The following is a 21,575-nucleotide window of genomic DNA, read 5'->3' as shown; positions in this document are numbered from 1 at the left end:
TTATCAATTCAAAATCAAACTCACCACACTATTGCTTATCAGCGAGTAATCCGCAACTTTCCCAAAACCACTATGTTTAACCACAAAACCTTTATTTTCTAATAATGGTAAAGCATCTTTTAGGGTCATGCCAGAAACGTCAGGCACTCCATTTGTATCTTTTATAGCTCGCCAGTATAAAGAATCATTTTGTGACACAGCCAACTTTACCAAACCGTCTGCTCGACTCGGTTCAATCTTTATGGAAAGCTCATCCGCTATTTCTTGAAAGTCGTCCGCCATACCCGTTTTCTGCTGTTTGGCTATGAGTTTTAGCTGTTTAGAATTAACAGACGCAGGGTGTATTTGGACATCATAAGCGAAAATCTTATCTGCAATATCTCTAAATACCGGAGCACATACTTGCGAAGCATAAACCTGATCTCCTCTTGGCTCATCTATCACCACGGCAGCTGCATACTTTGGATTATCTGCTGGAAAAAACCCAATAAAAGAAGTAAAATACCTGCCTTTATTATACCCTTGGGCATTTAGTTTCTGTGCCGTTCCTGTTTTACCAGCTACTTTGCAAAACCCCTGGCTTATGCCCTTGGCTGTACCAGACTCCACGACGCCCCTCATCATTTTTTGAGCCATTTCTATCACATCTCCAGAGGCTATACGTTTGGATAGTTTGACATTTTCATATCGCTCTATTTGTGTATTTCCCTCTCTTATTTCTCTCACAATAAAGGGCTCCACCCAATATCCATCATTGGCCACAGCATTATAAAAAGCCAACATCTGAATCGGCGAAATCTGACTTTCATATCCTATGCTCATCCAAGGAAGTGTAAACTTACTATATGTCTTGTCCTTTGCATTTTTGAAATATGGTGCTTTCTCACCTTTAAGCTGGAAGCCTATGGGTTGATCTAGCCTGTACTTCGATATATAAGTTAGATAATTGTCAATGCCGTTTGCACCAAAAACTCTTTCAATCAGTTTATAAACACCAATATTACAAGACATCTCAAAAACCTCTCCTACCGTAATGTCACCATGTTGATGGTCACAGGTAAACCGCTTTCCTCTGTGTATGATTGTACCAGTACAGTTGGCTGCCCAATCCGATAGTTTTAAGCCCCCTTTTTCTAAAATAGCCATCATAGATGCTAGCTTAAAAGTGGATCCTGGGTCTGTAGAGGCCAATACTGCATAATTCATGTCCTCTATGTAATTGGTTTCCCCATTTCTAGTTCTCCTGCTTAAGTTAGCCAGTGCTTTTATCTCCCCAGTAGCTATTTCCATTACTATAGCTGTGCCATAATTGGCATTGGTATGTACTACTTTCTGCCTTAACGCACTCTCCACGATGTCTTGAAAATTTACATCTATGGTGGTAATGACATCTTGGCCTGGAATGGCCTCCTCGTTTATTTCGGAATCCAATGGCTGATTCACCCCTCCTGCCAATCTCTTAAAAAGTGACTTTCCGTTTTTACCCGCCAAATAATTATTATAGCTAAACTCAATTCCAAAAAGACCTTTGGTTTTAGTACTTCTATCTAGGCTACCAATGGTTCTTTTGGCCATGTCGTTAAATGGTAAAGATCGGGTAGAAATTTTCTCAAAAACGCCACCTCCTTTATAGGGACCTTCCTTAAAAAGAGGAAACTGAGAAATATCCATTTTCTCCTGATGCGAGATTCTTCTTTTTGATAGTCTTAGATATCGGCTATTCTTGGACTTACGCTTTTGAACTATAAGGGATTTATACTCTCGCCACGATTTATCCTTGAAATGGTTTGAAAGTTTTTTGCACAGTTCGTCCACGTTTTCATTAAACATGGATTCTCTGGCTTGCTTCACGTCCAAACCCACATAGTAATAAGGTACAGATGTGGCAAGGAGACTCGTTCCGTCTGAGCCATAAATATTGCCACGCATAGCGGGAATCTCCTTTTCGTAAATAAGGTTTCTTTCCACCTGAGAATTATCATATTTCTCATTATTCTGAACGCTTAAGATACCATAAACAATAATTATGGCAATTAAACCCATGAACCCAAACGTCCATAGCGACCTACTTTGTATCTGACCTTTTATACTGCTCATTTTCTGTAGGTTAATTATTCCGCAACTATCTTAACGGGTGGCTGTATGTTTTTAAGCAGTCCTCTGTTCTCCAGGGCCTTTGAAACCTGGGAGTGTTTGCTTTCATACATATATGATGATTTATGCGAGATATACTCCGCCCTTTTTTCCTTAATTATTCCTTCAGCCTTATCCAGCCCCCTAATTAAAGACTCAAAATTATGCTGAAAATAGATGTAGCCTAGCACAAGAACAAAAGCAAAACCAACCTTTTTTAACATGGAAGTAGGCAGCTCTTCAGTGATATGAAGCTTCTCGGTAACCCAATCAATAAGATTGAATTGTGATGCCAATCTGGTCATAAATGGCACCTTCCGCTGGCCTTTTGGGACATTGGTAGACATGATTATTAGGAATTTTTATTTAAAAGCACTTAATCAAAGTTAAGTATTCCTTTCTCAAAAAACCAAAAGCATTTTTAAGATAAAATCCACCGTTTTAAAAATCAAAAAGAGAATAGGTGTTTAGTTGCCTATTCCTCTGGTTTTTCAGCTATACGCAATTTTGCACTTCGTGATCTAGGATTTATTTGAAGTTCTTCGCTTGAGGCCATTACGGGTTTACGTGTAATGCTATCTAATGGCTTTAAAACATTGCCAAAAAAGTCCTTTTCAAGGTGCCCATCTAGGAAACCACTTTTAATATAATTCTTCACCATTCTATCCTCCAAAGAGTGGTATGACATCACCACTAATCTGCCTTCCGGATTCAGTAAATCGGGAACTTGAAACAAGAACTCTTCTAAGGCCTTCATTTCTTCATTAACCTCTATTCTTAAGGCCTGAAAAACCTGAGCGTAATACTTGAACTCCTTAAACTTGGGAGCTACGCCATCTAATACCTGCTTAAACTCCTCAATGGTATCTATTGACTTTCCAGATCTAGCCATGTCAATAGCCTGAGCCGCAGTTTTGGCGTTTTTAATTTCGCCATACATTCCTAGAATTTTATGCAGTTCTCTTACTTCATAGTTGTTGATAACGTCTTTGGCTGTAGGGCCTGATCGCCTGTTCATCCTCATGTCTAAGTCTCCATCAAAACGGGTAGAAAACCCTCTTTCTGGAGTATCTATTTGATAAGAAGACACCCCTAAATCCGCCAAAATACCATCTACTTTTTTGACACCATGAACCCTTAGAAATTTGGCAATATGACGAAAGTTGGCTTGGATAAATGTAAACTTACTTTTATCAAAGTCTTCTGCGTTTTTCTTGGCGTCTTCGTCTTGGTCAAAACTATACAACTTACCCGTTTCTAACTTATCGACAATGGCTCTTGAGTGTCCGCCGCCACCAAAAGTAATGTCAACATAAATACCATCTGGTTTTATATTAAGGCCCTCTAGGCATTCATTTAGCATCACCGGAACGTGATAATCAGTATTTGACATTGAACTTTAAAGCTTAGTTTTTGATTTACAAAAGTAGTTAATTGTCCTTTGAGAAGCGATTTTGGCTCCACTCTTTAAGACAATACCAAAAAAGATATCATACCACCTAAATGAGAATAATCCTTTTTCTACCCTTAGCCATTATTTTATGGCAATGCCAAAGTGAAAATAAACCAAATATAGATGGTGTTTGGCGAGCTGAGGTTCCTACGGTTATTGGTGCCATTCCTTTCAATCTCGAATTGGAAACTAAGAATGACACTATAAAGGTTTACGCTATTAATGGTAATGAAAGATTGGCTTTAGATAATGCCTATTTCAAGAATGATTCGCTTCATATTACGATGGAGGTTTTTGATGCCGAAATAGTAGCTCATGTTTCAGGGAAAACCATGAATGGTTCTTACGCCAAAAGGTTAGACGACAACAGCAGGAGAATAGGAGCCTTTTCTGCTCGACTAGGCGATTCCTATAGATTTGCACCTGATTCAGAAACAGCCGAACATGATGTTTCTGGAAAATGGCAAGTTTCGTTTACAGAACCTGAAGGAAAAATTTATCCGTCGGTTGGCATATTTTCTCAAAAAGGAAATAAGGTTAAAGGCACTTTTTTGACCAGCACAGGTGATTATCGCTTTCTGGATGGAAATGTGGATGGCGACAGCCTCAAACTATCTTGTTTTGACGGAACTCATATCTTTTTATTCAAAGCCAAAATCAACGAAAACAAACTAGAAGGCGGGCGATTTTCATCTAGCCTACTTTATAAAGAAACCTGGGAAGGTGTAAAAGACGATAATGCTAAACTTCCCGACCCAGACAGCCTGACCTTTATCAAAGAAGGCTATGACAAATTTGACTTTTCTTTCAAAAACACAAAAGGCGAAACCATTTCTCTTTCAGACGAAAAATATAAAGACAAGGTGGTGCTGGTGCAAATACTGGGAAGCTGGTGCCCGAACTGCATGGATGAAAGTAAATTCTATGTTAAATGGCTGAAAGAAAATCCAGAAAAGGACGTGGAAATAATTGGTTTAGCATTTGAAAAAAGTACTAAACCCGACATAGCCTACCCGAAAATAGACAAAATGAAAAAGCGTTTCCGTATGGAATATGAAGTACTCTTGGCAGGAACAATTGATAAAGAAGAGGCCAACAAATCGCTTCCGATGCTTAACCATATCATGAGTTACCCTACTACGGTGTATCTTGACAAAAAACATCATGTAAGAAAAATACACACTGGCTTTTCTGGACCAGGAACAGGTGAGTACTATGCACAATTCAAGGAAAATTTTGAACGTTTTATGGAACTTCTTACGGCGGAATAAATAATTCTTAAAATTGTATTTATTCAATAAAAAAGAAACCAAAGGCCTTGTTTTGTTGTACTTATAGCTTATAACCTTTTTTAATGAGCTCGAAAGAAAGACTTCTTCTCATAATTTTAGCCTGTGTCAACTTTACCCATATAATGGATTTTATGATACTGATGCCGCTTGGCCCTCAGTTGATTGACATTTTTGACATCAATACGCAGCAGTTTGGTTTTTTAGTAGCTACTTACGGAGTAGCAGCGGCTATTTCGGGTTTTACTTTAGCGTTTTTTGCAGATAGATTTGACCGAAAAAAGGTGCTACTTTTCGCATATATTGGCTTTGTGGTAGGAACATTTGCTTGTGCTATTTCTCCTACTTTTACCATTCTAATTTCTGCCAGAACCATCACAGGGCTGTTTGGTGGCATGATAGGTTCGCAGGTTTTATCTATAGTGGCGGATGCTTTCCCTTATGAGCGAAGAGCCTCAGCCATGGGAATTATCATGATGGCATTTTCTTTGGCTTCGGTTATTGGGGTTCCTGGAGGGCTCTATCTAGCCACTAAATTCGGCTGGCACGCTCCATTTTTTACAGTTGGCGGTTTGGGAATTATAGTCATGGTTTTAATTTGGCTTTTTGTACCAAATGTTACTGCCCACTTAGAAGAAAAGGGTGCCAAACAGAAAAAATTAGAAGTGCTCACCAATATTCTAAAAACACCAAATCAGCTAAGGGCCTTAGCTTTATCTACCATCATTATGTTGGGGCATTTCAGTATCATTCCTTACATAGCTCCTTCTTTGGTTTCAAATATTGGTTATAAAGAAGACCAGATATTCTTGATTTACTTGGTAGGTGGTTTGCTCACTATTTTCTCAGCTCCTTTGGTAGGGAAATTGGCAGACCGAAAAGGTAAGTTTCCAATTTTTGTAACCTTTGCGATACTTTCTTGCATTCCTATATTCTTAATTACCAACTTGATACCAGTGCCACTTTATATAGTTCTAGCTATCTCTGGGCTGTTCTTTATATTTTCAAATGGCAGACTAATACCAACTCAAGCCATGGTTTCTGGCGTGGTAAGTCCAAAACAAAGGGGCGGCTTTATGGCCATAAACTCGAGTGTTCAGCTTATGGCTCAGGCCATAGCTAGTAGCATAGGCGGACTGATACTTGTACAAAGAGAAGATGGCTATTTAGACCATTACGACTGGGTGGGTTATTTTGCCATTACCATGATTCTTCTAAGCATTTTTGTGGCTAAGAAAGTCAAAAACATTAATTAACAACCCTGCCCATAATAAGCATCTTTCCCGTGCTTACGTTGATAGTGCTTTTGCCTCAGTGTCTCTTTTAATCTTGGGGTGTTTGGATTAATGGACACCGTCAATTGAGCCATTCTGGCTATTTCTTCTAAGACCGCCGCGTTATAAACAGACTTTGCAGCATTTTTCCCCCAGGTAAAAGGTCCGTGGTTTTGAAGTAAGACCATTTCCATTTCTAAGTGCGACAAGTTTTTTTCCTTGAAAATATTTATTATCTGATTTCCAGTTTCAAACTCATAATCACCCTGAATCATTTCATCAGAAAGTACAGGTGCACAAGGAATATCTTGATGCGTATGGTCAGCATGTGTGGTTCCAAAAATTGGAATGTCTTTTCCTGCCTGAGCCCATGCCACCGCATAGGTGCTATGGGTGTGGGTTATTCCTCCTATATCGCCCCAAGTTTTATAGAGTAAAGCATGTGTTTTTGTGTCTGACGATGGCCTCATTTTCCCTTCAACTATTTGTGCATTATAATCCATAATCACCATATCCTCTACCTTCAATTTTTCATAAGGCACACCGCTGGGTTTTATAGCAAAAACACCTTCTTTTCTGTCTACAGCACTCACATTTCCAAAAGTAAAAAGGACTAATCCTAGTTTAGGAAGCTCAAGGTTAGCTTCGTAACATTCCTCTTTTAGGGTTTTATATTTTTTCAAATTTTTAGTTTTTGGGTTATGTAGTGCTTTCATAGTCATTAAAATCTTTCTGCGAATTAGTGAAATACATTAACAAAAACCATAATGACATTATTAATCTACAATACCAAAGACACTCGACTAAGCAGGAGACTTTATAGAAAGAAACCACAAAACTACCTAATCACGACCAATTCCAAATCAAACATTTTAGCAAAGTCTTCCATGTATTCTAAAGACAAGTTTTGACTATAAACCGTATGATGAGCACCACCAGCTTCTAGCCATTGTTTCAAGCCTTCTTTCATGCTTGGCTCTGGTCGCCACATTACTCTAGCAGTCGGTAGTTTTGGGAACTTCTCGGTTACCTCTAAACCCTGAACTAAGTTTACAATTAAACGGAAGCCATCTCCCATATCTACTAAAGACACATTCATAGCAGGCCCTGCATCTCCGTTAAACACCAATCTTACGGGATCTTCTTTTCCGCCAATACCTAATGGATGGATTTCGCATGCTACTTCGCCAGTGCTAATACTTGGGCAAATTTCTAACATATGAGAACCCAAAACCATCGGGTTTTCAGGATTGAAATGATAAGTATAATCTTCCATGAAAGAGTTTCCCCCTTTCATACCAACGGCCATCGTTTTTAAAATTCTCACCATGGCAGAGGTTTTCCAATCTCCTTCACCGCCATAACCGTAACCTGCCGCCATCATTCTTTGTGAACCAATGCCAGGCAGCTGACGCATGCCGTGTAAGTCTTCAAAAGTATTGGTGTATGCTCCAAAACAACCTTCATCCAAAAAGGTTTTCATTCCTAATTCTATTCTGGCAGCTTCTACCAAAGATTCATATTTCTCTTCACCTTCTGCTAAAGAAGGCATCATTTTATAAACAGATTTATATTCCTCAATAAGCGTCTTGATTTCGGCATCCGTTACTTTATTAATGTACGCCACTAAATCTCCGACTGGGTGCGTATTGACAGAAAAACCAAATTTCATTTGAGCAGCTACCTTGTCGCCATCCGTCACTGCCACCTCTCTCATATTGTCGCCAAACCTAGCCACTTTCAACGTCTTCATTTCATGAGCGGCTACCGCCACTCTAGTCCAAACATTGATGCTTTCTAAAACCTCAGGGTCTTGCCAGTGACCAACCACTGTTTTTCTGTTGATTTTCATTTTGGTCAGTATATGACCAAACTCCCTATCGCCATGTGCGGACTGATTAAGATTCATGAAATCCATATCAATGTTAGCAAAAGGAATATCTCTATTGAACTGCGTATGAAGATGCAATAAAGGCTTCTGTAAAGCATTTAAGCCATTTATCCACATTTTGGCTGGCGAGAAAGTATGCATCCATGCGACAATGCCTACGCAGTTTTCTTGAGCATTAGCGGCACTAAGCATTGCAAGGATTTCTTCTGGTGACTTTACGACGGGCTTAAAAATCACGTTGACCGTTATTTTTTCAGAAGTTTGAAAAAAGGCGACTATCTCCTGAGAATGCTCATCTACTTGGCGAAGTGTTTCTTCTCCATATAAATGCTGGCTTCCCGTAATAAACCAAACTTCAAAGTCTTCTATTTTAATCATGGGTTGATTATTTATCCACCAATGGTGGTCATACTTTCTGTTACAATAGACTTTCTGTTGGCTTCCGCTTCAAATCCATCTTTATGCCTGTTGGTAAATACCTTTGTGAGTATTTCTTTTATTTCCACATCGTCGGTATTACTCCTTAATAAATCTCTAATATTCAAAACGCCGTCGTCATAAAGACAGGTTTTTAGCGTACCCGTTGGCGTTACTCTAATTCTATTACAGGTTCCGCAAAATGTTCTGCTATAAGCGGCAATTACGCCCACGTTTCCAAGATGATTTGCGATGCTGTAATTATACGAAGTAGAGCTGGCTTCATCTTTTAATTTGGCTAATGAAGGATGTGCCTCTTTTATGATGTCAAGGATTTTATGATAGCTCATAAAGGCAGCTTCGTTTAACCCACTACCATTGAAAGGCATTTCTTCTATAAACCTTACCGAAACGGGCATTTCTTCACTCAAACCAACCAATGGTAAAATGTCTTGGTCATTTTTACCAGCCATCACCACGGCATTAATTTTAGTATCTATTTCATGATCGAGCAAAGCGTCTAGTGTTCTTAAAACATTTGGCAGCTCATCTCTGCGAGTCATTTCTTTAAACCTTTCTCTGTCCAGGGTATCTAAGCTTAGATTGATAGAACTTATTCCTAAAGCTTTTAACTCAGGAACTAAGTGTTCTGTCAAAACGCCATTGGTGGTAATGTTAACTTTTTCAATGCCCGGAATCGCTACCAAAGCTCTCAAAAAACTCATCAGCTCTTTTCTTACAAAAGGCTCCCCACCTGTTATCCTCACTTTTTTAATACCTAGCTCGGCCATCATTCTGACCATTCTCAACATTTCCTCAAAAGTGAGTAAATGTGGTTTTGGTAAAAAGGTAATCCCCTCCTCTGGCATACAATAGAAACACCGAAGATTACAGCGGTCTGTAACTGCCAATCTTAAATATGTGATGGGTCTTCCGTGATTATCTATTAGCATAATTTTTAACTATTTCTATCACATGGTTCTTCGTGTTTTCCATGTCTTCTTTTGTGGTAAATCTACCCAAACTAAAACGAAGTGAACTAAATGCATCTTGTTCTGAAAGCCCCATTGCTTTTAAGACAAAAGATGGCTCCGTGGATGCCGAATTACATGCCGAGCCGTTTGAAACTGCTATTTTATTCAGTTTCATCATTAACGCTTCTCCGTCTAAACCTTTAAAACACAGGTTTGAAATATTCCCTACTCTACCATTTTGACTTCCATTGACACTTATAAATGGAAGAGCTTTGGTAAGGTCATTTTCAAACTTGCTTTTAAGCAAAGCTATAGCATGGTTTTCTTCAATATTACACTTTGATACCGCCTCTGCTACACCAACAATACCTGGAACATTTAACGTTCCGCTTCTACGGTTTCTTTGATGACGACCGCCATGAATTTGAGCGGAAAGCTTTATTTCTTTTTTTACCAAAAGTACACCTACGCCTTTTGGTCCATATATTTTATGCCCAGAGAAACTTATCAAATCTACGTCTTTTGGCAATGCTATCTTACCCAAAGATTGCGAAGCATCCATATGCACCAAGACTCCTTTTTTATGAGCCAAAGCTATGACCTCCGAAACCGGAATTATCACACCTGTTTCATTATTGACATGCATGATAGAAATCAATTTGGTCTCTGGCTGAATAGCTTTTTCTAATTCGGCTAAATCAATTTCTCCATTTCTCGAAACGCCAATTCTAGAAACCTTAACTCCTCTACTTTCTAAATAATCAGCAGTATCTAAGGTCGCTTTATGTTCGGTCTCAAAAGTTATCAAATGCCCTTTAAAATCCTCAAAAACTCCTTTTAAAGCTAAATTAATTGATTCCGTGGCTCCACTGGTAAAAACTATTTCATCTGAACGCCAATTAAGCTTCTTTGCTATTTTTGCTTTAGCTAAATCAACAGCCTCCTCCGCCTCCCAACCATAGGCATGAAACCTACTGGCGGCATTGCCAAAATGCTCGGTAAAATAAGGCAGCATAGTTTCTAAAACCTTTTTATCTACCGGTGTGGTGGCTGCATAGTCTAGGTAAATGGGGTAGTTCATAAGCCCAAATTAAAGTCCCTCTGTACTGGCTATTCTTACCAACTCCGCTGTATTATTGAGGTTGGTTTTTTTTAGCATATTGGCCCTGTGGTTACTCACCGTTCTTATGCTTAGTCCTAATTTCTCTGCGATGTCCTTACTGCTTTTTCCGTCGGCAATAAACTTCAATACTTCTATTTCCTTTTTAGACAAAACACCTAAAACCTTCTGATTAGAATTCATAGGTTTTATTCCAGCATGGCTCTGCATGGCAGAAACCAAAATGGCAGAAACCTCCGCAGGGAAATATTTTTCGCCATTATGAACCACATTCATCGCTTTCACAATCTCCTCTTTATCTGCATCCTTCAGAATATAGCCATCCACTTTACTCTCAATACTTTTCAGAATATAATCGGGGTCGTTATGCATGGAAAAAATAAGAATTTTAACCTTCGGAAATTTCTTATTAATCAGTTTAGCAGCCTCTATACCGTTCATTTCAGGCATATTTATATCTAGCAAAATCAAATTTGGCTGTAAAACTGGGATTTTCTCTAAGGCTTCTCTTCCTCCACTGGCTTCTCCCACTATTTCTAAACTTGGCTCATCTTCAAGAAGAAAACTCATGCCTTTACGCACCACCTCGTGGTCGTCTACTAATAAAACCTTAATATCAGCCATTATTATTCAATAGATTCAAACGGCAATTTAATGAAAATATCAGTTCCCTCTCCCTCTAATGTGGTTAGTCTAAAGGTGCCACTCAAAAGCGTTACTCTCATTTTTATATTTTCTAGTCCATTATGAATAAGCGACTGACGCTCGGCCTTCAATTTTTCTGGATTAAAACCCTTGCCATTATCTGTAATACTTAATTCCAAAAGACCATTATTCTCCTCTAATTTCACTTTTGCCATTTTGGCTTTGGAGTGCTTAATGATATTATTGATGGCTTCTTGTACAATTCTATAAATATTTATTTCAATGTTTTGAGCGTATCGTTTTTCTGGCTGGGCAACCTCAATAGAAAACTCCAATTCTTGTCCGTTCTGTGCTTGGTGAGCAAAAATCTTTAATGCAGATGCTATCCCAAAATCATTCAGAGCGGTGGGCATAAGATTAAAAGAAATGCCCCTTGTGGCTTCTATGGTTTCATTGGTAAGCTGCTTCATATGATCATAAGCCTTTCTAAGCTTAGGATCCATGTCAGGGGAGTTTAACCTGCCAAGACTCAATTTAATCCCTGTAAGCATTTGACCCAAACCATCATGTATTTCGCGAGACATCCGTTTCCGCTCTTCTTCCTGACCTTCCAGCAAGTAGGCCGATCTTATCTGATCTTGTTTTCGCTTATTCTCATATTTCTCTTGCGTGGCTTTGTTGAGGTCTTCTTGCGTTTTTAAGAGCATTTTATTGGACACCGAAAGCTGATTATTGGCAGCCAAAAGATTTTGCTCTGAGCTGGTGAGCTCCCCAATAACCCCCTCCACATAAGTTGCCAGAGGATTAAATATGAAAATAAACTCTACAAACAAGGTAAGTAAAGTAAGAAACAGAATCAGGAATTCGAAAGCCCTTAAAATGGCAACCCTTTGCGTAGCTTCATGATCGTATTGGTAAACGATGTTATCCATTGTTTTCAAAAAGTCTTTCTCGCTCTGCAGTAAGTCCAAAACCTCTGATGGCTGAAGTGAGCGGCCCCCCATAACCTCATCAAATAGCCTCTCCATGTTTTTATAGAAGGGTTCAATCTCCTTAAACATGATATTTATTTTCTTTGAGTTATTTACCTCATACCTTTTCTCATCAGTGAGTTTATTATCTCTAAGCCCGATATGTGTTTTCTTCCAGTCTGAAAAGCTTTGCTCAAAAGACCCTTGAGACTCCTCATCCCATGCTTGATTAGCATGTGTTTTAAGAAGAAATGATTTTGTGAGTCGCTGAGAAAGCATTCTTTGCCGACCCGCCAAATTCACCACATGGCTGTTGTCAGAAACATTTAAAAGGGTAAATTGTATTAAAGTATGCCCACAAATGGTCAATATGGCCACAATGGACAATGCCACAATATATTGACCGGTTAACCTTTTTGCTACGGTTTTGTCTATTGGAATCATCTATAAATCAGAGATATTCTTCATAAGCAAAACTAAGCATATAAAGATTTAAAGCCCTATAAATACCTCTCCACCTTCCACTTTAACCTCATATGTTTTTAGCTGGTAATCCTCCTCGCCCATACATGCTCCCGTTTTTAATGAAAAATTCTTTTTATGAAAAGGACAGGCTACTTTGGGCTCCCCTTCTAAAGCTCCTATCATGCCTCTTGAAAGCACCATTTGTTGCTTATGGGGACAAAGGTTTTGAGTGGCATACCACTCTCCCCTTCGCTCAAAATTATAAATAGCAATCTGTTGTCCGTTAATAAGCACACAGCCACCGCCGTTAGCTGGAATATCTTCTGTTTTGCAGGCTTTTACCCACGTTATTGTTTCAAATAATGCTTCCATTTTCAATCTCTTTTATTTTTTTCAATTCCAGTCTTTTGCTTTTACTTGCTCTCTAAAAGGAACCAGCTCTACGGTTGGGTCTTTTTCTTCTGGAGCATTTACAAAGTGCGTAAACTGCTTACGTATTTCAGGATTGGTAACGGCCTCTGTCCATTCGCATTTATACCCGTCGACCAATTTTTGCATGTCTGCATCCAACTCTTTACAAATGCCCAAAACGTCATCCATAATCACGGTTTTCAAGTAGGCCAAGCCTCCTTCCATTTTGTCCATCCATGCGGATGTTCTTTGTAATGGCTCGGCCGTTTGAATGTAAAACATCAGGAATCTATCAATAAGCTGTATACATCTTTCGTCGCTTAGATCTGTGGCTAAAAGCTCTGCATGACGCGGAGTAGCTCCACCATTACCGCCCACATAAAGGTTCCAACCTATTTCAGTGGCTATAATCCCAAAATCTTTCCCTCTGGCTTCAGCACACTCTCTTACACATCCAGACACGCCACCTTTCAATTTATGTGGCGAACGTAAACCCTTGTATCTGTTTTCTACTTCTATGGCGAAACTCACCGCATCTTGAACACCGAATCTACACCAAGTAGTCCCTACACAACTTTTTACCGTTCTTAAAGATTTACCATAGGCTTGACCCGTTTCAAAACCTGCGGCAATCAACTCTTCCCAGATGTTTGGCAAATCGCCCACATGAGCTCCAAACATATCTATTCGCTGCCCACCGGTAATTTTGGTATACAATCCGTATTTCTTAGCCACCTCTCCTATCACTATCAATTTTTCAGGTGTAATTTCTCCTGCAGGGATTCTTGGTACCACAGAGTATGTTCCTCCTCGCTGTATGTTAGCCAAAAATCTATCGTTGGAATCCTGAGCGGTAACCCTTCCTTTTTCTAGTACGTTTTCTCCCCAAAGACTAGCTAAAATCGAGGCCACAGCGGGTTTGCAGGTTTCGCAACCATCTCCAGTACCTATTGCATCTAGCACTTCGTCATAAGTTTTTAGACCTTTAAGCTTGGTTAAGCTCAATATCTCTTGACGGGTATGGTCAAAATGCTCGCAAATCACATTTCTTACCAAAACACCCTGAGCTGCCAATGCCGCATTTAGTAGATCTTTCACCATTGGCGTGCAACCTCCACAGCCCGTACAAGCCTTTGTGGATTTCTTAAGACCTCCTAAAGTCGAGCACCCTTTTTCTACTTGCTCCAGAATATCACCTTTGGTAACCGCTTCGCAAGAACAAATCAAAGCATAATCTGAAATAGCCATGATGCCAGAACCGGCTTCTTCTCCACCTCTAGAGCCCAAAATTAGTTCCTCGGCGTTTTCGGGAATAGGCATTTTACTATTCACAGTTTGCAATAGCATATTATATTGCTCGGCATCACCTATCAGTATCCCTCCCAAAAGCTGTTTCCCGTCATTGGAAACATTGACGCGTTTATAAATCCCTTTTGCTCTATCTTCGAAAGTGATGGTTTTACAGTCTGGGGCTTCCACAAAAGCATTCCCAAAGCTGGCCACATCAACCCCTATAAGCTTCAGCTTGGTTGACATGTCAAAACCGGTAAAGGCTGATCGCTTGGAAACGACATCATTCGTTATTTTCTTGGCTATACTATTTAATGCCACCTCGGCCATTTCATAGCCAGGAGCCACCAAACCATATATCATATGATTATAAAGGGCACATTCGCCAATGGCATAAATGTCTTCCTCAGAAGTCTCCATGACTTCATTGACTGCAATTCCGCCTCTCAGCCCTGTTTCTAAACCTGCCGCTTTCGCCAGCTCATCTCTTGGTTTAATTCCAGCAGAAATAACGACCATTTCGGCATTCAAGATTTCGCCATCATAAAACTTTAAACCCGTTACGGTATTCTCTCCAATGAAATTTTCTGTATTCTTATTCGCATGTACTTTAATACCTAGCTCTGCCAATTTGCTTTCTAACACACCTGAACCAGCAGCATCAATCTGCCTTGGCATTAATCTAGGAGCGAATTCCACCACATGAGCATCAGAAACGCCTAAGTCAAGTAATGCTTTGGCAGCTTCTAAACCCAACAAGCCTCCTCCTATCACTACACCCGTTTTAGCCTTTTTAGCGTGAGATTTCATCATATCCAAGTCCTCTATGGTTCTATAAACAAAAACCCCATCCAACTCAACACCTTTTATAGGCGGTACAAATGCCCCTGACCCCGTGGCAAAAACCAGGTAATCATACGATTCAACCACACCTCTATGAGAAGTCACTTGCTTATTCACTTTATCCAATTCTAAAACTGGATCTCCTAAATGAATTTTAATATTATTTCTCTCGTACCATGACAGAGGAGCCATGGTTAACTCATCAAGCGTCTTTTCACCAAAATACGAACTAAGATGAACCCTATCATAGGCTGGTCTTGGCTCCTCACCAAAAACTACAATCTCTAAATGAGTATTTAGTGAAGACCCTATAGCCTTTTCACAAAATTTATACCCCACCATTCCATTACCTATGACTACAATTTTGGACTTTCCCATTATACTTTGAAATTATTCTGTGCAATAACTAACTAAATTGTACTATATAAATATTTAGTTATACCTAAGTATTTATCGTTAGTTCAAATGTATGGCATTTTTTCAATTTTAAAAACTTTTATTCTTTAATTTTGTACATATTCAATATTTAAGACGTTTAATTTGCATTACACACTAGATATGCATTCTTTTGTATGATAATATGAAGTAATTCAAAATAAGTATTAATACTCATCGATATGAAATTATCACTAATAGGAGCGGGACCAGGAGACAAAGAGCTAATCACTTTAAAAGCCGTCAAGGCACTTGCAGTGGCTGACGTTATCCTATATGATGCCCTAGCCAACCCTTCATTATTAGAACACGCTTCTCCTAAAGCAGAAATAATTTTTGTAGGCAAGCGATTTGGAAAACATAGTGTTTCACAAGATGAGATCAATAGAATCATTATTCAGAATGCTCTAAGCGGAAAAAAGGTAGCTCGATTAAAAGGTGGAGACCCTGTGATTTTCGGAAGAGGATTTGAAGAATTAGAATACGCTGCCTCCTTTGGAATTGAGACAGAAATCATCCCAGGCATCTCTAGCTCCGTAGCCGTACCCACCCTTAATCATATACCCGTCACCAAAAGAGGTGTGGCAGACAGCTTTTGGGTTCTCACGGGTCACACCAAAGAAAACACACTACCGAAAGACATGACCCTGGCAGCTCAGTCTTCCGCAACAATCATCATATTGATGGGCACCAGCAAGCTTGAAGAGATAATGCATATTTTTTCCAATGAAGGAAAAGATGCAACACCAGTGGCCATCATACAAAACGGCACAAAACCCGAAGAGAAAATGGTGCTAGGGGAAGTGCAGAACATTGTTGAAAAAGCAAAAAAAGAGAACATTGGCAATCCGGCAGTTATCATCATAGGAGAAACCGTAAGAAGCTGCCCACAATACGTAAAGAGCTATTTGGAAACAAACAGCCTCATAAATATCTAGGAATATGGCTCAAAAATATAAATCTACTTGCAGTTACTGTGGCGTAGGATGCGGAATAGAGATCTCAAAGTCTCCCGATGGCAAAATAATGGTAGAAGGAGACAAAGATCACCCTGTAAACCGTGGAATGCTGTGCTCCAAAGGCATGAATCTTCACCATACCGTGAACGACACCACCGATAGACTTCTATTTCCAGAAATGAGAATGCATCGAAGCATGCCCCTGCAAAGGGTAAGTTGGGACTCGGCTATTGAAAGGACTGCTGCCGTTTTCAAAAGCATCATCAAAAAACATGGACCCGAATCAGTTGGCTTTTATGTATCTGGTCAATGCCTTACAGAAGAATACTACCTTTGGAATAAACTTATGAAGGGCTTTATTGGCTCCAACAATATTGACACCAACTCTAGACTATGCATGAGCTCCGCCGTGGTAGGTTACAAAAAAACATTAGGCGAAGACAGCGTACCGGTTTGCTATGATGATATAGAATTAAGTGATGTTATTTTAGTAGAAGGAGCAAATCCTGCTTGGTGTCACCCTATACTCTGGAGAAGAGTAGAAGCACACAAAGCCGCCAACCCAAACGTCAAGATCATTTGTGTGGATCCTAGAAAAACACAAACGGCCAACAGCTCTGACCTCTTCGTTCCACTTATACCTGGCACGGATGTTTATTTTAATAATGCCATAGGAAGGGTACTCATAGAACTTGGATTTACAGATTCCAAATTCATTAAAAATCATTCAGACGGCTTTGACAAATACAAAGAAAAAGTCTTTGAAAAAACCACAGATGAATACGCTTGTATATGCGGGATTGACTCCAAAAAAATAACTCAAACGGCTCAATGGATTGGTGAAGCCAAAGGCTTTCTATCTATGTGGACAATGGGTTTAAATCAAAGCGTAATAGGCGTCAACAAAAACCTTTCGCTGATAAACCTATCACTAATCACGGGCAAAATAGGCAAACCAGGAAATGGACCATTCTCCTTAACCGGACAGCCAAATGCCATGGGCGGCAGAGAGGTAGGCGGACTCTCCAACATGCTCGCCTCTCATAGAGAGTTGAACAACCCTACCCATATTTCAGAAATGGAAGACTTTTGGGGTGTAGCGGGCATCTCACAAAAGCCTGGACTATCGGCCACAGAAATGTTTTCGGCCCTAGATAGCGGTAAACTTAAAGCCATTTGGATCATCTGCACCAATCCTCTTGTCAGTATGCCAGACGCCAATAAGGTAGAGGCCGCCCTTAAGAAAGCGAAATTTGTAGTGGTACAAGATATCTCAAAAAATGCAGACACCGTAGACTTTGCGGACGTCATACTTCCTGCCGCTGGATGGGCAGAAAAAGAAGGCACCATGACCAATGCAGAAAGAAGGGTTTCCTATTTGGAAAAAGCCATTGACGCCCCAGGCGAATGCTTACCAGATGCAGAAATTATCTGCAAATTTGCTTCACAAATGGGCTGGGGAAGTCATTTTAAGTACAACTCCAGTTCAGACATTTATGACGAATACGCCAAAAGCACCATCGGCACAAATATAGACTGCTCGGGAATCAATTACGAACTACTTAAAAAACAAACAATCCAATGGCCGTACCCTGCAGACAAAACATTCTCAAAAGACAGCAGCCGCCTATTTGAAGACAACATATTTTACACCCCAAACCAAAAAGCACAAATTCATGCAGTGGATGGAAAAAATCCATCCGAACAAGTGTCTGAAGAATTCCCGTTGGTTTTACTCACGGGTCGCATAAGAGATCAATGGCACACCAGAACGAAAACTGGAAAAGTAAGCAAACTCAATCAACATATAGACACGCCATTTCTAGAAATACACCCCGAAGATGCTTCAGAAAGAAACATCAAGGAAGATCAGGTGGTAACCGTCAATGGAAAAAGAGGACAGGTAAAAGTAAAAGCCAAAGTGACCGACTCCGTAAGAAAAGGCACCTGCTTTTTACCTATGCATTGGGGCAAAATAGTAAACAATAACTTTGGCAGAGCCAATAACCTCACAAGTGATTTGGTAGACCCAATATCAAAAGAACCCGACTTTAAGTATGCGGCCGTTGAGGTGAAACCTTATAGAAAACCTAAAGAAAAAATTATCGTGATTGGAGCTGGCTCTGCAGGTCTTGGCTTCATTTCCGCTTATCGCCAACTAAACCAAACTGACGACATCGAGGTGTTTTCTAAGGAAATATATCCTTTTTATAATCGTGTTATGCTGCCAGACTATATCAGCGGAACGCAAAACTGGAATCAGCTCGTAAAACTACGAGAAGACCAGTTTTTAGAAAACAGAATCAAGGTCAACAAAGGAACGGGCATCGAGAGCATTGACAGAAAAAACAAAGTAGTTATAGACGACAAGGGAGAAGAGCACGCCTACGATAAACTTTTCCTAGGAATGGGTAGCCGTGCGTTTATGCCAAGAAATTTCCCCAAAATCCCGGGTATTTTTAATATGAGAAGCCGTATCGACGCCGACTCTATTAAGCCCTTTCTAGCCAAAAACGGCAAGGCCATCATTGTGGGTGGAGGACTTTTAGGACTAGAACTGGCTGCATCTTTGAGGGAAATAAATGTGCCTGTGACTGTGGTTCAACGTATCGGAAGATTCATGGACCGGCAACTAGACCCAACAGGAAGTGCTATTCTTCATGAAGAAATTGAAGCTCTTGGTGTTGAAACATTTTACAATGATGAAGTTGAACAATTTTACGGCACAGAAGCTATAGAAGGGGTAAGGTTGAAGTCTGGAAGAAAACTCGACTGCAGCCTTATGGTGGTAGCCGCGGGAACCAGCCCTGCAATAGAAATAGCAAGAGACGCAGGCTTGGTATGTAACAGAGGCATAGAAGTCAATGAATATATGCAAACATCGGATCCAGACATTTTCGCCTGTGGCGAAATAGCCCAATGGCAAGGCGAAATGTGGGGAATTACTGCCGCCGCAGAACAGCAAGCGGAAGTGGTTGCGAAATACTTATCTGGCGACTTGGCAGCCTACTACAAAGGCTCATTGTCCATGAATATTCTAAAAATGGCAGGCGTAGAGCTTTGCTCTTTGGGTGAAATAGAAATACCACAAGGTGCTACTGCCAAAGACTACGAAGAAGTCATTTTTATAGATAAAGCAAAACGCTACTATAAAAAATGCTTGGTAAAAAACGACCGACTAGTAGGTGCCATTTTAATTGGAGACAAATCGGAATTTTTAGAATACAGAGATCTTATCTCCAAAGGCATTGAACTCTCCGAAAAGAGACTCCAACTGCTCAGGTCCGGACAAAAAGCGGAACCCGTAAAAGGTAAACTTATTTGCTCTTGCAATAATGTAGGAGAGGGCAACCTCAAAGAGAGAATAAACGGAGGATGTACCAAATTTCAGGACTTATGCGACACCAGTGGAGCAGGAACAGGCTGCGGCTCCTGCAGACCAGAAGTAAGGGGCATACTGGAAGCTACATTAAGAGAAAAGGAGATCTTGGTTTTGGAATAAATGACGCAAGGACAATAAAGGACTGAGCTAAATTTCATTAAAATAAAATTAGACATGACAGGATATTTTACCATCAGAACAAACTTTATAGGAGGCAACGCCTCCCCTGGCGAGTTGCAAAAAATTCTTAGCATTGCGTCGGAATGCGAAATTACGCAAGTGAGGTTTGGACTTCGCCAACAAATGATCATGTATCTTTCCTATACCCATGAAAAAAGCTTTGTCTCGAAAATGAACTCTGCGAGCATTGATTTTTATATGGACGAAAACCCACATCCAAATGTGGTAACATCCTACGTTTCTGAAGAGGTTTTCCAAAGAGGAAACTGGTTAAGAGAAGGAATTTACAAAGACATTATTGACGCTTTTGACTATAATCCAAGAGCCAAAATTAACATCTCCGACAGCCAACAAAGCTTTACGCCTTTCTTTTCTGGTCATATAAATTTCATCTCATCTGATCAACCTAACTTCTGGTACTTATATATTCGCAAGCCCAAATCAAACGACCTCATAGCTTATGACAAATTAATATTCAGCAATGAAATAGCTAAAATCTCCAAAATACTGGACGAAAGAATATTAACTGGAAATATCTCTTTTGAGGATTTACCAAATATGATTACGGTACAGGCAGAAGAAAAATTAGTACTACCAAAATTCACCCTTCCATACTATGAAGGTTTCAACAGATACGGAAAAAAATCCTGGCTAGGCATTTACCGTAGAAGTGAAACATTCCAAATAGACTTTCTTCAAGACCTATGCAGACTTTGCCGTAAAACCAAAATAGGAGAGATTTGCCTAACGCCTTGGAAGTCCATTATAATCAAAAACATTAAGGAAGATGACAGAAATGATTGGAGTGGACTACTCGCCAAACACGACATCAACGTAAGACATGCCGCCAATGAACTCAACTGGCAAATAGAAGACGCTTCACCAGATGCCATCAAACTCAAGAACAAACTGGTAAGCCATTTTAACAAGAACGATCTACGAACTTTTGGCATATGCCTAGGCATCAAAACGTTTCCAAAAACTGAGGTTTTCGCTTCGATATTGGTGAAACAAAAAAAACTAAAAGTCCTCCCTTTTATTAACCTCTACGACATCACCTACACCACCGACTATGATCCAAACGGAAGAAAAATAGCCTATTTTGCGAAAAATATCTTTGCATTTTCACTACCTGAAAAACTTAGAAAATCCATTTTAGAATTCAACGAGCATATCGCATACGAAATCCGCTTTGAAAACTCTACCAAAGCACCCGAAATTCAAAAAAAGACCTCTAGAAGCCTTCATCAATGCCCGTCTTGCCTCACCATTTACGACCCAACCTTTGGAGACGAAATGAATGGAATTCTTCCTGGGGTAAAATTTGAAGAATTACCCAACACATACCTTTGCTCCGTTTGCGAAGCACCCAAATCTAGCTTCCAACTAAGCGAGCAAGAAGACCTCACTTTAGCATAAACCTTAAAAGACTAAATACTCATA

General features: G+C 39.8%; 16 protein-coding genes. 5 read left to right on the top strand and 11 right to left on the bottom strand.

The annotated features are described in order from the left end of the window. Window positions 1-3: 3 nt before the first annotated feature. The 3 genes from ACTBZY_RS11480 to rsmH form a co-directional block, all read right to left on the bottom strand. Window positions 4-2,097, bottom strand: coding sequence for a penicillin-binding transpeptidase domain-containing protein (locus ACTBZY_RS11480; RefSeq protein WP_463046485.1), 2,094 nt, complete (start codon window positions 2,095-2,097; stop codon window positions 4-6). Window positions 2,098-2,111: 14 nt separating this feature from the next. After that, window positions 2,112-2,480 carry an FtsL-like putative cell division protein gene (locus tag ACTBZY_RS11475; protein ID WP_463046484.1) on the bottom strand — a complete coding sequence of 123 codons (369 nt, stop codon included), beginning with the start codon at window positions 2,478-2,480 and terminating at the stop codon, window positions 2,112-2,114. 128 nt (window positions 2,481-2,608) lie between these two features. After that, window positions 2,609-3,526, bottom strand: a complete 918-nt coding sequence (gene rsmH, locus ACTBZY_RS11470; protein WP_463046483.1) for a 16S rRNA (cytosine(1402)-N(4))-methyltransferase RsmH — start codon at window positions 3,524-3,526, stop codon at window positions 2,609-2,611. Between the two features lie 110 nt (window positions 3,527-3,636). Here rsmH and ACTBZY_RS11465 point away from each other — a divergent pair, with 110 nt between their 5' ends. Together ACTBZY_RS11465 and ACTBZY_RS11460 are read left to right on the top strand one after the other, a co-directional pair. Next, window positions 3,637-4,857 carry a peroxiredoxin family protein gene (locus ACTBZY_RS11465; protein ID WP_463046482.1) on the top strand — a complete coding sequence of 407 codons (1,221 nt, stop codon included), beginning with the start codon at window positions 3,637-3,639 and terminating at the stop codon, window positions 4,855-4,857. An 83-nt stretch (window positions 4,858-4,940) separates the two neighbouring features. After that, window positions 4,941-6,131 (top strand): MFS transporter, encoded by a 1,191-nt coding sequence (locus ACTBZY_RS11460; RefSeq protein WP_463046481.1) that lies wholly within the window; start codon window positions 4,941-4,943, stop codon window positions 6,129-6,131. Here the strand turns inward: ACTBZY_RS11460 and ACTBZY_RS11455 are convergent. From ACTBZY_RS11455 to nirB, 8 genes are all read right to left on the bottom strand, one after another. Continuing rightward, the gene (locus tag ACTBZY_RS11455) at window positions 6,128-6,865 is read right to left on the bottom strand and encodes an L-ribulose-5-phosphate 4-epimerase (RefSeq protein WP_463046480.1); all 738 of its coding nucleotides are present in this window, start codon (window positions 6,863-6,865) and stop codon (window positions 6,128-6,130) included. The two genes, ACTBZY_RS11460 and ACTBZY_RS11455, sit on opposite strands and share 4 nt — an antisense overlap. A gap of 122 nt (window positions 6,866-6,987) precedes the next feature. After that, window positions 6,988-8,418 (bottom strand): L-arabinose isomerase, encoded by a 1,431-nt coding sequence (gene araA, locus ACTBZY_RS11450; RefSeq protein ID WP_463046479.1) that lies wholly within the window; start codon window positions 8,416-8,418, stop codon window positions 6,988-6,990. 11 nt (window positions 8,419-8,429) lie between these two features. Next, window positions 8,430-9,410 carry a GTP 3',8-cyclase MoaA gene (moaA, locus tag ACTBZY_RS11445; protein WP_463046478.1) on the bottom strand — a complete coding sequence of 327 codons (981 nt, stop codon included), beginning with the start codon at window positions 9,408-9,410 and terminating at the stop codon, window positions 8,430-8,432. Beyond that, the gene (locus tag ACTBZY_RS11440) at window positions 9,397-10,512 is read right to left on the bottom strand and encodes a cysteine desulfurase family protein (protein ID WP_463046477.1); all 1,116 of its coding nucleotides are present in this window, start codon (window positions 10,510-10,512) and stop codon (window positions 9,397-9,399) included. Before ACTBZY_RS11440 ends, moaA begins: the two co-directional genes overlap by 14 nt. A 9-nt stretch (window positions 10,513-10,521) precedes the next feature. Beyond that, complete coding sequence (locus ACTBZY_RS11435) at window positions 10,522-11,175, bottom strand: response regulator transcription factor (RefSeq protein ID WP_463046476.1); 654 nt, start codon at window positions 11,173-11,175, stop codon at window positions 10,522-10,524. A gap of 2 nt (window positions 11,176-11,177) precedes the next feature. After that, window positions 11,178-12,611, bottom strand: a complete 1,434-nt coding sequence (locus ACTBZY_RS11430; RefSeq protein ID WP_463046475.1) for an ATP-binding protein — start codon at window positions 12,609-12,611, stop codon at window positions 11,178-11,180. 48 nt (window positions 12,612-12,659) lie between these two features. Further along, a complete protein-coding gene (gene nirD, locus ACTBZY_RS11425) occupies window positions 12,660-13,004 on the bottom strand; it encodes a nitrite reductase small subunit NirD (RefSeq protein ID WP_463046474.1) in 345 nt (114 codons plus the stop codon). Window positions 13,005-13,025: 21 nt separating this feature from the next. After that, entirely contained in the window at window positions 13,026-15,554 is a 2,529-nt protein-coding gene (gene nirB, locus ACTBZY_RS11420) for a nitrite reductase large subunit NirB (protein WP_463046473.1), read from the bottom strand. A gap of 239 nt (window positions 15,555-15,793) precedes the next feature. On the opposite strand from nirB, the gene cobA reads away from it, so the two are divergent. The 3 genes from cobA to ACTBZY_RS11405 are packed head-to-tail and all read left to right on the top strand — an operon-like array spanning window position 15,794 to window position 21,551. Further along, window positions 15,794-16,549, top strand: a complete 756-nt coding sequence (cobA, locus tag ACTBZY_RS11415) for a uroporphyrinogen-III C-methyltransferase (RefSeq protein WP_463046472.1) — start codon at window positions 15,794-15,796, stop codon at window positions 16,547-16,549. Between the two features lie 4 nt (window positions 16,550-16,553). Then, window positions 16,554-20,072, top strand: coding sequence for a molybdopterin-dependent oxidoreductase (locus ACTBZY_RS11410; RefSeq protein WP_463046471.1), 3,519 nt, complete (start codon window positions 16,554-16,556; stop codon window positions 20,070-20,072). A gap of 54 nt (window positions 20,073-20,126) precedes the next feature. Then, on the top strand, window positions 20,127-21,551 hold the full coding sequence (locus ACTBZY_RS11405) for a rubredoxin (protein WP_463046470.1): 1,425 nt from the start codon (window positions 20,127-20,129) through the stop codon (window positions 21,549-21,551). Window positions 21,552-21,575 lie beyond the last annotated feature (24 nt).

The sequence above is a fragment of the Arcticibacterium sp. genome (genome assembly GCF_055134445.1).
Note: the sequence above shows the minus strand (reverse complement) of the source record. Positions and strands in the feature narration are given on the sequence as shown.